Annotated in this window: 13 protein-coding genes; 2 read left to right on the top strand and 11 right to left on the bottom strand. The window is 63.0% G+C overall.

The window, feature by feature from the left end:
* The first annotated feature begins 76 nt into the window (after positions 1–76).
* Positions 77–523, top strand: a complete 447-nt coding sequence (locus NIM87_RS07525) for a DUF1810 domain-containing protein (RefSeq protein ID WP_254674013.1) — start codon at positions 77–79, stop codon at positions 521–523.
* Positions 524–530: 7 nt separating this feature from the next.
* Here NIM87_RS07525 and tsaE read toward each other — a convergent pair whose 3' ends face one another.
* The 9 genes from tsaE to NIM87_RS07480 form a co-directional block, all read right to left on the bottom strand.
* Positions 531–956, bottom strand: coding sequence for a tRNA (adenosine(37)-N6)-threonylcarbamoyltransferase complex ATPase subunit type 1 TsaE (gene tsaE, locus NIM87_RS07520; protein ID WP_269467925.1), 426 nt, complete (start codon positions 954–956; stop codon positions 531–533).
* Between the two features lie 170 nt (positions 957–1126).
* Positions 1127–3511, bottom strand: coding sequence for a sensor histidine kinase (locus NIM87_RS07515; RefSeq protein WP_254674012.1), 2385 nt, complete (start codon positions 3509–3511; stop codon positions 1127–1129).
* Positions 3512–3908: 397 nt separating this feature from the next.
* On the bottom strand, positions 3909–5312 hold the full coding sequence (ahcY, locus tag NIM87_RS07510; RefSeq protein WP_254674011.1) for an adenosylhomocysteinase: 1404 nt from the start codon (positions 5310–5312) through the stop codon (positions 3909–3911).
* A 129-nt stretch (positions 5313–5441) separates the two neighbouring features.
* Positions 5442–5954 (bottom strand): DUF2937 family protein, encoded by a 513-nt coding sequence (locus NIM87_RS07505; protein WP_254674010.1) that lies wholly within the window; start codon positions 5952–5954, stop codon positions 5442–5444.
* Positions 5955–6064: 110 nt separating this feature from the next.
* Positions 6065–6364 carry an HPr family phosphocarrier protein gene (locus NIM87_RS07500; RefSeq protein WP_254674009.1) on the bottom strand — a complete coding sequence of 100 codons (300 nt, stop codon included), beginning with the start codon at positions 6362–6364 and terminating at the stop codon, positions 6065–6067.
* A 3-nt stretch (positions 6365–6367) separates the two neighbouring features.
* On the bottom strand, positions 6368–6766 hold the full coding sequence (locus tag NIM87_RS07495) for a PTS sugar transporter subunit IIA (protein WP_254674008.1): 399 nt from the start codon (positions 6764–6766) through the stop codon (positions 6368–6370).
* Positions 6767–6908: 142 nt separating this feature from the next.
* Complete coding sequence (locus NIM87_RS07490) at positions 6909–7376, bottom strand: HPr kinase/phosphorylase (protein ID WP_254674007.1); 468 nt, start codon at positions 7374–7376, stop codon at positions 6909–6911.
* Between the two features lie 10 nt (positions 7377–7386).
* Entirely contained in the window at positions 7387–9069 is a 1683-nt protein-coding gene (locus NIM87_RS07485) for a stimulus-sensing domain-containing protein (RefSeq protein ID WP_462804859.1), read from the bottom strand.
* A gap of 113 nt (positions 9070–9182) precedes the next feature.
* Positions 9183–9899 carry a response regulator transcription factor gene (locus NIM87_RS07480; protein ID WP_254674005.1) on the bottom strand — a complete coding sequence of 239 codons (717 nt, stop codon included), beginning with the start codon at positions 9897–9899 and terminating at the stop codon, positions 9183–9185.
* 258 nt (positions 9900–10157) lie between these two features.
* Between NIM87_RS07480 and pckA the strand changes: the two genes are divergently transcribed.
* Positions 10158–11750, top strand: coding sequence for a phosphoenolpyruvate carboxykinase (ATP) (pckA, locus tag NIM87_RS07475; protein WP_254674004.1), 1593 nt, complete (start codon positions 10158–10160; stop codon positions 11748–11750).
* Positions 11751–12388: 638 nt separating this feature from the next.
* Here pckA and NIM87_RS07470 read toward each other — a convergent pair.
* Positions 12389–13282, bottom strand: a complete 894-nt coding sequence (locus NIM87_RS07470; protein WP_254674003.1) for a cell wall hydrolase — start codon at positions 13280–13282, stop codon at positions 12389–12391.
* 282 nt (positions 13283–13564) lie between these two features.
* Positions 13565–14257 (bottom strand): HAD family hydrolase, encoded by a 693-nt coding sequence (locus NIM87_RS07465; RefSeq protein ID WP_254674002.1) that lies wholly within the window; start codon positions 14255–14257, stop codon positions 13565–13567.
* Positions 14258–14282: the final 25 nt, after the last annotated feature.

Here is a 14282-nt window from a genome sequence, read left to right as displayed (position 1 = left end):
CTGCGGGCCAGCGCGCCATTTTGGCTGATCGGACTTTGGGAGTAGACTGGGTCCAACTGCAGGACGGGAGGACGCGATGACCGAGACACACGGCGCCATGATCGCCAAGTTCCTTGCGGCGCAGGATCAGGTCTATCCGGCGGCGCTGCATGAATTGCGGGCGGGGCGCAAAGAGAGCCATTGGATGTGGTTCATTTTTCCGCAGCTGGCCGGGCTGGGGCAGAGCGAGATGGCCCGACATTATGCGCTTTCAGGCCTTGATGAGGCGCGGGCCTATGCGGCGCATCCGATCCTTTGGGCGCGGCTGGTCGAATGCACCGAGGCGGTGTTGCTGCATGCGCCCGACAGCGTGGCACCCCGGCCGCTGAATGCTATTTTCGGGTCCCCGGACGACAAGAAGTTCATTTCATCGATGACGCTGTTTTCGCGCGCCCTGCCCGAGGACAAGCTGTTTCGCGCCGCGTTGAGCGCGTTTCATGATGGGCATGAGGATACGCGCACGGTGGGGCTGCTGGCGGGGTGAGTGCGCTCTAGCGACGCTCCAGTCGCGCCGTGCGCCCCTCCCCGCCGGGCGGAATGTCGAGGTGCAACAGCACGGTGACGGCATCTGCCACCTGGGGCGCGCGTTCGGCCCATTCGACGAGGACAATTGCATCCGGATCATCGAGCAGACCCAGCTCGTCCGCCTCGGTGGCGTGGGCCAGGCGATAGAGATCGGCATGCAGCACCGGGCCGATGGGCGTGTCATAGGGCTGGATGATGGCAAAGGTCGGCGAAGGGACTTCGAGCGCCGGATCGCCGGCCAGCGCGCGCACAATGGCACGGGCCAGCGCGGTCTTGCCGGCGCCGAGATCGCCTTCAAGGCTGACGATGTCGCCGGGCTTGAGCGTCGCGGCCAGCGCGGCGCCGAAGCGGGCGGTGGCATCATCATCGGGGAGAAAGGTTTGGGTCAGCAAGATGATCGGCTCCTGCGCCTCCCTCCCCCTTGTGGGGAGGGATTGAGGGTGGGGGTAGGGCCAAGCGCGGCGCTCTGGGGTTCACCCCACCCAGCTACGCTATGGCCAAGTGGCCGAGCTGCGCTACCCTCCCCCTCAAGGGGAGGGAGGCAGAACAGCGGATCATCTATTTATTCCGCCACACCGGCCAGGGCGCTGTCGAGCGGCAGATTGACGATAATGCGGCTGCCCTTGGGGTCGCGCTTTTCGGCGGAAATGGTGCCGCCGTGCATGTTGACGAAGGTGCGCACGATGGAAAGGCCCAAGCCCGCGCCGCGCTGGCGGCCGCCGGCGGCGGGTGTATCGAAGCGCGTGAGGATCGCCGATTTCATTTCGTCGGTAATGCCGGGGCCCTCGTCCTCGATGACGAAGATCATGCGGTCGCCGCGATGGCTGGCCGAAAGGCGGATTTCGCCGCCGGGGGGCGAGAAGCGCGCGGCATTGGAGAGGAGATTGTAGAGCACCTGCACGATGCGGGTGCCGTCGCCGATAAAGCCGGGCAGGTCCGGCTCGATATCGACCACCAGATGGGGCGCCTCGCCCGAGACTTCGGGGAAGGTGGCGGTGATGCCGGCGCGGGCCTTGTCGACAAGGGCGGCGACATCGAGCTGCTCGGGGTTGAGCTCGGCAATGCCGGCATCGACCGAAGCAAGATCGAGAATATTGTCGATGAGCACGCCCAGGGTCACCGAGGAGGCGCGGATATAGTCGATATATTCGCGCTGGCGCTCATTGAGGCTGCCGCTTTCCATGCCCGAAAGCAGGTCGGCAAAGCCGATGATATTGGTAAGCGGGGAGCGTAGCTCGTAGGAGACGTTTTCAACGAACGCGTCCTTGAGGCGGTCGGCCGCGACCAGGGCGTCGTTGCGTTCCTTGAGGACCTTGGAATAGCCGGCGCTTTCGGTGACATCGAGGAAGGTCATCATGGTCTGCCCGTCGGGCAGGCGGGTGATGGCATAATCGATCAGGCGCCCGTCGGAGCGGTTGATGCGGCCGGTGCGATCGGTGCGGGTGGGGTTGAGATCGATGATGGTGCGCTTGAGATCGCGCCAGATGGTCACGCCATCCTCGGGGATGGCACGGCCAGAGGCTTCGGCCAGCTGATCGATATGAGGATTGGTGCCCAACTCGTTCATCGGCAGCTTCCAGAGCTTGGAGAGCTGCGGATTGGAGAGGGTCAGGCGGCCATTGGTGCCAAACACGGCCACGGCCTCGTTCAGTGCCATGATGGTTTCGCGCAGCACATTGGTGAAGGACCGGTTGGTGCTTTCGAGCTCCAGCCGCTCGGTCAGGTCCTCGAACACATAGATCACGCCGCCATTGGTGCCGGCGGGGGCGGAAATGACCTTGATGGTGCGCCCGTCAGGCAGATGCCAGGGGTCGGCCTCGTGCGGCTCCTTGCGGGAATAGCTCTCGAGATGCTTGGCGCGCCAGGTGTGGTAGTCGACCTGATTGGGCAGCATGCCATCGGTGCGCAGTTTGTCGAGAATGGCGCGCTCATCCAGGCCGGGGGTGAGGAATTTGCGATCCAGATGCCAGAGGCTGGCATAGGCGGCGTTGAACTGGGTCAGCTCGCGCTTGGCGTTGAAAATGGCAATCGGGGTGCCCAGCGCATCGATGATGCCGCCGATATGGGCCAGGCCGTTTTCGGCGGGCACGGCGGGGCGGGCCAATTCGGCCAGCGGGCGCAGATAGCCGGCGCGGCCACCGGGCACGGGAAACTCGACCAGATCGAACTGGCCCTGGGGGCCGAAATCGAGCGGCAGACTGACGGGCGCCAAATCGGCGCGACCGGACTTGAGATGGGTTGCCAAGCCAGCGGCGTCGATCAGCTCGGCCGGCTGGGTGGGCGTGCAGGGTTTGCCGCGCGCCTTGGCCAGCGCGAGGTAGGCGGGATTGGCATAAACCAGCCGGTCCTCGTCATCGCGCAGATAGGCGGGTTTTGATAGCAGGCTGAGGACAGCGCGCGCGCCTTCGCGGTCTCCGGCTGTGTGAGCCTCGGCCGAGATCATCGCCGCGTTCTCGTCGGGCTGGCTATAGGCGGGCCGCAGGCGCAGGGCCACGGCGCCCCCCATGACCCAGCCATTGGCGCGAACAAGGCGGCCATCGAGCGTGTCCAGGCTTGCGGCAAAGGCGTGGCCGTGCATGCGCAGATCTTCGACCAGCGTGGTCAGCCGGTTGGTTTCAGCGGCGCCGAGCCAGGTGTGGAAATTGAGCACGCTTTGCGGCTGGCGGCCCGGCGGCAGCACGGCGGCGGCCTGGCCCAGAATGCGCGGCCCGCCCTGGCCTTGCCAGAGCACTGTCAATTCGCGACTGCCACCGATGAGGTTTTCATATTCGTCCACAAGGGCGCGCAGATCGGCAATCTGTTCGGCGGCGCGACGACGGGCGGCGCGGCTATCGGTGAGAAGGGTGCGGACGAGGGCCATGGACAGCAGGGCGAAACCGCCCGCACCAATGGCCACGGCGAAAGGCGCGATACCGCCCAGATTTGCGGGAACAAAACCCTGAGCCAAGGCGGGAACAGCCGTGCACAGGGTCAAGGGAGCGGCGCAAAGCGCTGCGAATCCCAATTGTTTCCGGAAGTGATCCGGCGTCATACGAGCCCTCTTTCGCTTTGATTGCGATGCCAACCCGGCCAAACGACCGGTACGCCCCAAACTCAAACAGGCTGCTGACGCAGAACCGAATGCGGCTCCAGCTGCCCCCAATGTTCAGGCCGCGTGTCCCCCACAGCCCGAATCACTCCACCATACCGGGCAGGCGAATCGCGAAAAAGAGTCTTGATGGCTGTGCGTTGCGGGCAAAGGGCAAGGAAAGCACTTGACCCCAGAACGAAACAGAAACCTTTCCAAAAGGTAAAAGCCCGGGACAATGCCCGGGCTTTTTCATGCGCATAACGATGGAGCAGGCTTAGTAGCGATATTCAGCGGACTTGAACGGGCCCTCGACGGTAACGCCGATGTAGTCGGCCTGGACCTTGGTCAGCTTGGTGAGCGTGGCGCCCAGCTTGGCCAGGTGCAGTTCGGCGACCTTTTCATCGAGATGCTTGGGCAGCACGTGCACCTTCTTTTCCAGCTTCTCGCCATTGGTCCAGAGTTCGATCTGGGCCAGGGTCTGGTTGGCAAACGATGCGGACATGACAAAGCTGGGGTGGCCGGTGGCATTGCCAAGGTTGACCAGGCGCCCCTCGGACAGAAGAATCAGGCGCGTGCCATCGGGCTTTTCGACCATGTCGACCTGCGGCTTGATATTGGTCCACTTGAAGTTGCGCAGACCCAGCACGTCGATCTCATTGTCGAAATGGCCGATATTGCAGACGATGGCCATGTCCTTGAGCTTACGCATGTCATCGACCATCAGCACGTCGCGGTTGCCGGTGGCGGTGACCACGATATCGGCGCGGTGGGCGGCATCGGCGAGGGTGACCACCTCGAAGCCTTCCATGGCGGCCTGCAGCGCGCAGATCGGGTCGACTTCGGTGACCAGAACGCGGGCGCCCGCGCCGCGCAGCGATTCAGCCGAGCCCTTGCCCACATCGCCATAGCCGCAAACGATAGCGACCTTGCCGGCCAGCATCACATCGGTGCCGCGGCGAATGGCGTCGACCAGCGATTCACGGGTGCCGTATTTGTTGTCGAACTTGGATTTGGTGACCGAGTCATTGACGTTGATGGCCGGGAACGGCAGCTCGCCCTTGGCATGGAGCTGATAGAGCCGCATCACGCCCGTGGTGGTTTCTTCGGAGACGCCGCGGATGGCGTCCTTGATCCTGGAGAAGAAGCCCGGCGACGTGGCAAGGCGCTTCTTGATGGTGGCAAAGAAGATCTCTTCTTCCTCATTGCCGGGCTTATCGAGAATGGAAGCGTCCTTTTCGGCCTTGGCGCCGTTGAGGATGTACATGGTGGCATCGCCGCCATCATCGAGGATCATATTGGGGGTGAGGCCATTGCCCCAATCCATCATGCGGTCGGTGAAGGCCCAATATTCTTCAAGCGTCTCGCCCTTGTGGGCAAAGACCGGAATGCCGGCGGCGGCAATGGCGGCGGCGGCATGGTCCTGGGTCGAGAAAATGTTGCACGACACCCAACGCACTTCGGCGCCCAGCGCCACCAGCGTTTCGATGAGCACGGCAGTCTGGATGGTCATGTGTAGCGAGCCGGCGATGCGTGCGCCCTTGAGGGGCTGGCTGGCGGCATATTCCTGGCGGATGGCCATCAGGCCCGGCATTTCGATTTCGGCGATAGTGATTTCCTTGCGGCCATAGTCGGCCAGGGAAATGTCCTTGACCGCATAGTCGGTCGGGCTCGTGGTCATGATGGTGCTCCGGCAGGAATTTTGTGTTGCCCCTCCTATAAGCGAGCCGATGTTACCGATCAATGACGGATATAAAGATTTGTTTATGTCCCTGGGATGAGGCAATCGAGCATGTGGCGGCTGCAGCGCCTATGCCCGGGTGATCCTCACCCGATTTCGCCGCCGGAAGGGCATGGCGAGGAAGCGCACCAGGCCCGAAAGCACCAGATAGCCGAGGATAAAGCCGCCACCGGCGTAGAGAATGCCTTCCATGGTGACGGGCACGGCGGGCTGGTAATTCTCAAGGGTGCGACGGCCGATGTCGGTGTCGAGATAGGCCGGGAGCGATCGCAGGCGCTCAACCGGTCCGGCGCTCTCGATCTCGGCCAGGGTTTGGCTCAAGAGGTCGTAGCGCTGGAATGTGGCCGACATGGAGGTGCCGCGCCCGGCAAGGAAATCGTCATTGGAGGCATTATAGCGCGCCAGCGCCGCCTGCCGGTCGAGCCCGCCTTCAAGCGCCGCCCGGTCAAACTCCTCGGTGATGACCCGCAACTCATCCACGGCGCCACCCAGGCGCTGGGTGTATTGCTGGGCATATTCGGGGAATTGGCTGAGGATGACGGCAAGGGCAAGTCCGCCGGTTCCGGCTATCAAGCGTCGCAACGTAGCCTCCCTCAACGTTTTAGCTTCGTGGCTCAGTCGGAACGACCCATGAATGCGGCGGTTCCAAAGTCACCCCGCCCTACCTGCGCTGCCAGGGGCGAGATCGGTGCTCAGGCTCCGGCCCCGTCCACATCCTCATCAAAACCGTTGTTGACCAGTTCGACAATGGCTTCGAGGGCTTCGCGGGCCTGTTTGCCGGTGGACTGGACGAGAATGGTCGAGCCGGGACCGGCGCCAAGCATCATCAGGCCCATGATGGAATTGCCGGCAACCGAGGTGCCGTCCTTGATGACCGAAATAGTGGCGTCAAAGCATTCGGCGGTCCGCACAAAGCGCGCCGAAGCGCGGGCGTGCAGGCCCTTGGTATTTACAATGGTCAATTGCTGGGCGAGCGCCCTGCCGGCATCCATGCGTCAGCTGCCCAGGATCGAATTGGCGACGGTTATATATTTCCTGCCCGCTTCCTGGGCGATGGACACGGCTTCTTCCATGGTCATGTCGCTGCGGACGCGGCCGAGCTTGACCAGCATGGGCAGGTTGACCCCGGCGATAACCTCGACCTTACGGTTCTGCATGACCGAAATGGCAAGGTTGGACGGCGTGCCGCCAAACATGTCGGTAAGAATGATGACGCCATCGCCACTATCGGCGCGGTCAAGCGCCTTGAGGATGTCGTCGCGCCGGCTTTCGGCGTTGTCTTCGGGACCAATGGCGATGGTTTCCACATATTCCTGTGGACCGACCACATGCTCCATCGCCAGCTTGAACTCATCGGCCAGCGCGCCGTGGGTCACCAGAACCAATCCAATCATGCACTTTCCCCAAACGGCCGCCGCAGCCAATTGATCCGATCGCGACGGCTCTTGAGCCCCCCAAATGCTGCTCCGCCTGGTGCCGGGCCGCAAACGCGGTGCAGTCTTGTCTCCATCCCATATCGTTGCAAGGGATAATTTGTCACGTCTGTGGATGTTGATTGGCTTGCGCGACGGCTTCGGCCACCAGCAGCATTTGATGACCAAGGCTGATGACGCCCGATTGCGGCACCGGGGCGCGTGGCAAGACGTGGTCGAGCAGTTCGGTTTGCAGCTCTTCTTCTTCGATCATGCGGGTGAGGTCGGGGACCAGATCGATAATCAAATGCAATTGCGCCCGCTGCTGGTGCGGCCGGTTCACGATGCCCCGCCCACGCAATTCGATGAGACCCGCCAATTGCGGCGGCGCCAGCATGATCAGCGCGCCCTTTTCCTCGACGATATCGACGCGGTCGTCAGCGACAAGGAAGGCAGCCTGCCCGCGCCCTTCCCAGCGATCCAGCAAGGCCATGGACAGCACCGACTTGCCGGCGCCTGAGGGACCGCGCAACAGCACCCCCGTCTCTCCCAGGACCAGGCCCGTCCCATGCACATTCACTGGCTTGCTCATGCAGACGAGTCTATTTGCGTGCCCGCGGCAGCACAATTGTAAAAATGGCGCCGCTGCGATCAGTCCGGTTCTGGGCGCGGATCCGGCCCTTATGGGCATCCACGATCTGCTTTGAGATCGACAGGCCCAGGCCCGAATGATTGCCAAAGCTCTCGGTATCGGGGCGGTCGGTATAGAAGCGCTGGAAGATGCGGCTGACGTCGCCGGTGATTCCGGGCCCCTCATCACTGACGGTAACGGTGATGGACTCGCCTTCGGTGGACACCGCGACGGTCACGGTGCCGCCCTTAGGGGAAAACGAGACGGCATTATCGACCAGATTGGCAAAGACCTGGGCAAGCCGGCTTTCGTGGCCATTGACCAGAGTGGAGCCGCGGCCGGCGCGCTTGCCCATGGTGACATTGACCCCACTGCCGGCGGCAATGTCCTTCTGGATGGCGACCATGGCCTCGGCAAGCTTTTCGACATCGACACGCTCGGCACTTTCGCGGGCCAGTTCGGCATCGAGCCGGCTGGCGCTGGAAATATCGGTGATCAGGCGGTCGAGGCGTTTGACGTCGTGCTGGATGATGTCGTTGAGGCGCTGCCGATCCTCGGGCTTTTTGGCGAGCGGCAGGGTTTCGACAGCCGAGCGCAATGAGGTCAGCGGGTTCTTGAGCTCATGGGCAACATCGGCGGCAAAGCGCTCGATGGCCTCGATACGGTTATAAAGCGCGTCGGTCATGCGGCGCAGCGCGTCGGAGAGATGGCCGATTTCGTCCGGGCGGTCGGTGAGATCGGGGATTTCGGCGCGGGCATCGCCGGCCGTCTGGACGCGCTCGGCGGCGGCGGAAAGGCGGCGCATCGGACCGGCAATGGTGCCTGCCAAGAGCAGCGAGAGCACGATCTGTACGCCGGCCGCGATCATGGCGATGCGCAGGATGGACCAGCGCTCCTGCGCCACCACCGAATCGATGTCACCCGGCTCGGTGGAGAGCAGGATGGCTCCGACAATGGCGCGCAGGCGCTGCACCGGAACAGCGACCGAGACGACGAGCTGGTTCTGCGCATCAACGCGCACGAAATCGGCGGGGGCACCCTGCAGGGCGGAGGCGACCTCGGGGTAACGGGTGCCTTCGTCGGCCTGGTATTCCTGATAGGTCGGGTAATTGCCGCCCGGCGACCAGGAAATCAGCGCGTTCCACCAATCATAAAGGAAGAAATGGCTGATCTGGGAGGTGTCGATGGTCTTTCGCAGCACTTCGCCGCGGGCATAGATGTTTTCGCTATCGAGAATGAGCAGCCCCTGCCCATCATAGATGCGGGCGCGGGTGCGGGTGGGGGTAATGAGATTGCGCAGCAGCGGCGCCACCCGCTCGGGGCTGATGGGAAACTCCAGCGTCGGGTCGAAATAGGAAAGAGGCGAGATATTGCCGGCCTGCGCATCGAGCAGGCGGTCGGGGTCGATGGAGATGATGTCACTATCGACCGTGGCCGAGGCGGCGATGGCCGCGGAAATGATTTCGCCCTGCACGCGCAGCGATTGCACGCGCGCCTCGATCAGCCCGGCGCGCCACTGGTTGAGATAGAGAATGCCCACCACCAGCACCAGAAGGCCGATCATGTTGAGCACGACGATGCGGCGGGTGAGGCTGGAGAAAATGGTGAAATCGACAAAGCGCCGGATGGCGTCGATCACCTTGAGCACCGGCATCAGCAACAGACGCCAGCCCCGCCGGCCGGAAGGCTGTGCGCCCTCGTCAGAAGCGGAGCCCTTGCGGGGCCCCGTTTCAGCAGCGTGCGGGTCGAGCGTGGCCACTTGGGTCCTTACTGCTCCTTGAAGCGGTAGCCGACGCCATAAAGCGTCTCGATCATTTCGAAGTCATCATCAGTGACCTTGAACTTCTTGCGAAGGCGCTTGATGTGGCTGTCGATGGTGCGATCGTCGACATAGACCTGATCATCATAGGCGGCGTCCATCAGGGCATTGCGCGATTTGACGACGCCGGGGCGCAAGGCCAGCGCCTGCAGGATCAGGAACTCGGTGACCGTAAGGGTGACGCGCTGGCCCTTCCAGGTGCAGGTGTGTCGCTCCTCGTCCATCACCAGGGCACCACGCTCGATCAGGGCCTTGCTGGGCGTGGGCTCGCCGCCGCCAGCGCCGGTGGCCGAGGGATCTCGCGGAGCCGAGCGGCGCAGGATGGCCTTGACCCGTTCAACCAGCAGACGCTGGCTGAAGGGCTTGGTGATGAAATCGTCGGCGCCCATCTTGAGGCCGAACAGTTCATCGATTTCCTCGTCCTTGGAGGTGAGGAAAATCACCGGCACATCCGACTTCTGCCGCAGGCGGCGGAGCAATTCCATACCATCCATGCGCGGCATCTTGATGTCGAGAATGGCCAGGTCACACTTGTCGGTGGTCAATCCTTCAAGACCGGAAGCGCCATCGGTATAGGTGGCAACCTGATATCCTTCCGCTTCCAGGGTGAGGGAAACGGAGGTGAGAATATTGCGGTCGTCATCCACCAGGGCGATCTTTGGCATGGGCTGCCTTTCTTCTCGTGACGCTAGCTCTGTTCTGGCGCGGCGAAGATTTCGACACGCTGTTGAGGACTTTGCAGGCGACAATTACGTACTAAATAAGGCGTGCGCCTCGGTTACGCCAGTGTCGGCGCGTATTTCATGCCGATGAGACTTCCGTCGTACGACCGATTTCGGGATGGCTGATGCCAGCCCCGCGCCCGTATTTTGAACGCCATAAGGCCGCTCTTTGCAAAGGCGGCAAGTGTGGAGAGTTGAAACATGCCGGCGTTCGATCACCAGGGCCTCAGGGCAAAAATTGCGGGTGCAGCCGTCTCGCTCAGCGACAACGCCATTGCGCCCGCACTGGTTGCTGCGGCAATTGGTCAGGGTGGCGCGACGCTGACGGCCCACGGGGCCCTCTCGGTGGAAACCGGTGCCTTTACCGGCCGCTCGCCCAAGGACAAGTTCATCGTGCGCGATGGCCTGACCGCCGATCGGGTCTGGTGGGACAATTCCGGGGCGATGGCACCGGCACAGTTCGATGTGCTCCTTAACGACATCGAGCGGCATCTGGCCGGACAGGCGCTGTTCCGCCAGGACCTGCTGGCTGGCGCGGACCCGGACAACCAATATGACGTGACGGTGCTGACGCCGAGCGCCTGGCACGCCCTGTTCATTCGCAACCTGTTGATCCGCCGCGACGATGGCATTGCGATTTCCGACCGGGCCATGCCGGTGACCATTGTGCATGCGCCGTTGTTCCAGGCCGATCCGGCCCGCCATGGCTGCCGCAGCGAGACGGTTATTGCGCTCGACATGAGCCGCAACCTGGTGGTGATCGCGGGCACGCGCTACGCCGGGGAAATCAAGAAGTCAGTGTTCTCGCTGTTCAATTTCCACGCGCCCGACCAGGACGTGTTGCCGATGCACTGCTCGGCCAATCTGGGCCCCGAGGGCGAGGCGGCGCTGTTTTTCGGGCTTTCGGGCACCGGCAAGACCACGCTGAGCAATGACCCCAACCGCCCGCTGATTGGCGACGATGAACATGGCTGGAGCGCCAAGGGGGTCTTCAACCTCGAGGGCGGATGTTACGCCAAGACGGTCAACCTGAGCGCCAAGGCGGAGCCGGAAATCCATGCGGCCACAAGGCGCTTCGGCACGGTGCTGGAAAACGTTGTGCTCGACGCCGGCAATGTGCCGATGTTCGAGGATGTGTCGCTGACCGAAAACACGCGCGCCGCCTATCCCATCCATGTCCTGCCCTCGATTGCCAAGGGCAGCGTTGGCGGCACGCCAAAAACCGTGGTGTTCCTGACCGCCGATGCCTTTGGCGTCTTGCCGCCGCTGGCGCGGCTGTCGCCGGACCAGGCGGTCTATCACTTCCTTTCGGGCTATACGGCCAAGGTTGCCGGGACCGAACGCGGCGTGACCGAGCCGCAGGCGACATTCTCGGCCTGTTTCGGCGCGCCGTTCATGCCGCTGCACCCGACCGTTTATGGAGCGATGCTGGCCCAACGGCTTGAACAGAGCGGCGCTCAGGCCTGGCTGCTCAATACCGGCTGGATCGGTGGCGCCTATGGCACCGGCAAGCGCATCGATATTGCCTCGACCCGGCGCCTCTTGAGCGCGGCGCTGGATGGCGAACTCGACGGCGTCGACATGCGCTTTGATCCGCTGTTCGGCTTTGAGGTGCCGATGAGCGTGCCGGGCGTCGATGAACGGTTGCTTGATCCGCGCCAATGCTGGGCCGATGGCGACGCCTATGACGTCCAGGCGACAAAGCTTGTGGCGTTGTTCCGCAAGAACTTCGAGAAGTTCGGCCCTGAGGCCAATGCGGACGCCGGCCCGAAATTGCAGATGGCGGCGGAGTAGGCTGGCCGCCGAGACAATGGGGGTTCTGTGGGTGGCACGCCACCCCACCCTCGTTCCCTCCCCCTCAAGGGGAGGGAGGCGAAGATGGCGGCTACCGCGATGATCCCAGCCTGCTTGGGCGGGGAGACTGCAAGAAAAACCAAGGGCGCCCGTGGCGCCCTTTTTCATACCGACCAGTTCGGCGCTTCACTATTCGAGCATAGCTCTCATGGCCTGCTCGCCTAAAATCGGTCCACCGGACCGATTTCCCTCCGGGACGGCCTGCCATTCGAGCGTCGCTCTCATGGCCTGCTCGCCTAAAAGCGGTCCACCGGACCGATTTCCCTCCGGGACGGCCTGCCATTCGAGCGGAGCTCTCATGGCCTGCTCGCCGAAAATCGGTCCACCGGACCGATTTCCCTACGGGACGGCCTGCCATTCGAGCGTAGCTCTCATGGCCTGCTCGCCTAAAATCGGTCCACCGGACCGATTTCCCTCCGGGACGGCCTGCCATTCGAGCGTAGCTCTCATGGCCTGCTCGCCGAAAATCGGTCCACCGGACCGATTTCCCTCCGGGACGGCCTGCCATTCGAGCGTAGCTCTCATGGCCTGCTCGCCTAAAATCGGTCCACCGGACCGATTTCCCTACGGGACGGCTCTCAGTTAGGGGAATAGAAGATGTGGCTGTCGACGGTGGCGACGCGGCTGAAGGTGTTGGACCAGGACGGGCGCACGGACGTGGTGTGGTAGTAGAGCGCGGAGCCGGGGAGCACGCCGATTTCCTCGCCCTGCGCATACTCGGCATAGACCCGCTTGGCCAGGTTCTGCGAGGCGGCCCAGGCGCGGCGTTCACCCGGGGTGTCGTCGCGACCATCGCAGGCGAAGGTGAACTGGCAGCGATATTTGCCCTTGTCGGCATTCTGATAGATCACGCCGCAGAGTGAACCGGGGAACCTGGAGGAGCGGGCGCGGTTGACGATGATATTGGCCACGGCCATCTGGCCCATGGCGCTTTCGCCGCGCGCCTCGTGGTAAATGGCCTGGGCCAGGCACTCGCGTTCGCCATTGGCGACTTCGACGCGCCGGGCGGTCGGCTGGTAGCCGCTTTCGACATAAGCGGACAAAAGATCGCTGGTGACGGACGGTTCAAGGCGCGGGGCTGGCTGGGTGAAGCTGGCAATGGCCGAGAGCGCAGTATTGTTGGTGCCGATGCTGCCCCGACCGATATAGCCCATCAACAGGTCGCTGGTGAGCTCGGGCTGGGGGCCTGCCGGGGTGACCTCAACCGAGCGCAATTGCTGCTGGCGCTTGACGTAATTGGCAAGGAGCGCGGGGGTCAGCACCTGCTGGCCCGGAACGGGCGGCGCGGCCATTGGCCCGAGAGCCGGCTGCAGGCGCAGGGCATTGAGTTCGGCGGGTACAGGCACGGGCAGGATCAGATTGGTTTCGGCGTGAACCGGCGTCAGCGTCACAAACAGCACGAGTGCCGCAGCAGCCAACGCCAACACGGGCGAAATGGCGCGCGCTATGATCTGCTGCCAGCCAGTTTTCAACGCCTGGTCCTTACCCCTGGGCCCATCCGGTGCTTCCGGTGGGCCTTCTGAACCAGAGACTCCTTGTTGAAGGATGTCTCCGCACTTCCCGGATGGCACACTAGCCAAGGCGGCGCCGGGATGGAAGTCGAAATTTACCGCTGGTTAACCATAGCAATTAGCGACTTAAAGCAGAGTTAACGGACCCGAAGACCCAGGAAAACCCTAGAAATTTCCTTGGTTTGGATGTGCTGAACCGCGCCTTACCCCATTGGATAAAGCTTTAACGACTTGCCGGAATGGTTAATCGTGATCGAAGGCGGCGGCCTGGACATGGGCCAGGCTATCCATGATGAACACGCCCAGGGCGTGAATATCGTCACTGGGACCGACCAGATCGGGGACCATGATGGTCTGCATGCCGGCGGCATGGGCGGCACGCACGCCAGTGTGGCTATCCTCAAGCGCCAGGCACAGGACCGGGTCGACACCCAGGCGCCTGGCAGCGGTCAGATAGGGCTCGGGATGGGGCTTGGGATTGACCACGTCATCTCGGGTGACCACGGTATCGAACAGCTCCAGCAGGCCCGCTGCGCCCAGATGATGCTCGGCATGGGGATTGCGCGAAGAGGTGGCCACGCCAGTCGGGATGCCGCGGGCCCGCAATTCGGTGATGAATTCGCGCGCGCCCGATTTGACCGGCACGCCGGCATGGCTGCGCTCGCGCATGATGACCCGGCAGCGCTCATCGAACAGGCTATAGGGAAACGCCACGCCATAGGCTTCGATCAGCAATTGGCTGGTGCGCTCATGGCTGGAGCCGACCATGGAGCGATGCACGTCATGGGTCATTTCAAAGCCCAGCTCGGTGCAGACATCGAAGACGATGTCGCGGAACACCGATTCGGTGTCGAGTAGGGTGCCATCCATATCGAAGATGGCGGCTTCAAAAGGCGCCAGACGAATGGCGGCAGCACTTGCGGATTGGGAGCTCATCTGCCTCTCTATATGCCCATTTGGC

The organism is Devosia ureilytica, assembly GCF_024273195.1.
Lineage (GTDB): Bacteria > Pseudomonadota > Alphaproteobacteria > Rhizobiales > Devosiaceae > Devosia > Devosia ureilytica.
The sequence above is the reverse complement of the archived record's forward strand: the minus strand, read 5'-3'. Positions and strand labels throughout refer to the sequence as shown.

Bases quoted from the DNA above. Each gene is read 5' to 3' on its own strand.
- NIM87_RS07480 (WP_254674005.1), bottom strand. From the start codon at position 9,899: ATGCCAAAGATCGCCCTGGTGGATGACGACCGCAATATTCTCACCTCC.
- NIM87_RS07485 (WP_462804859.1), bottom strand. From the start codon at position 9,069: ATGCCGGTGCTCAAGGTGATCGACGCCATCCGGCGCTTTGTCGATTTC.
- NIM87_RS07500 (WP_254674009.1), bottom strand. From the start codon at position 6,364: ATGGATGCCGGCAGGGCGCTCGCCCAGCAATTGACCATTGTAAATACC.
- pckA (WP_254674004.1), top strand. From the start codon at position 10,158: ATGCCGGCGTTCGATCACCAGGGCCTCAGGGCAAAAATTGCGGGTGCA.
- NIM87_RS07465 (WP_254674002.1), bottom strand. From the start codon at position 14,257: ATGAGCTCCCAATCCGCAAGTGCTGCCGCCATTCGTCTGGCGCCTTTT.
- NIM87_RS07525 (WP_254674013.1), top strand. From the start codon at position 77: ATGACCGAGACACACGGCGCCATGATCGCCAAGTTCCTTGCGGCGCAG.
- ahcY (WP_254674011.1), bottom strand. From the start codon at position 5,312: ATGACCACGAGCCCGACCGACTATGCGGTCAAGGACATTTCCCTGGCC.
- NIM87_RS07490 (WP_254674007.1), bottom strand. From the start codon at position 7,376: ATGAGCAAGCCAGTGAATGTGCATGGGACGGGCCTGGTCCTGGGAGAG.
- NIM87_RS07495 (WP_254674008.1), bottom strand. From the start codon at position 6,766: ATGATTGGATTGGTTCTGGTGACCCACGGCGCGCTGGCCGATGAGTTC.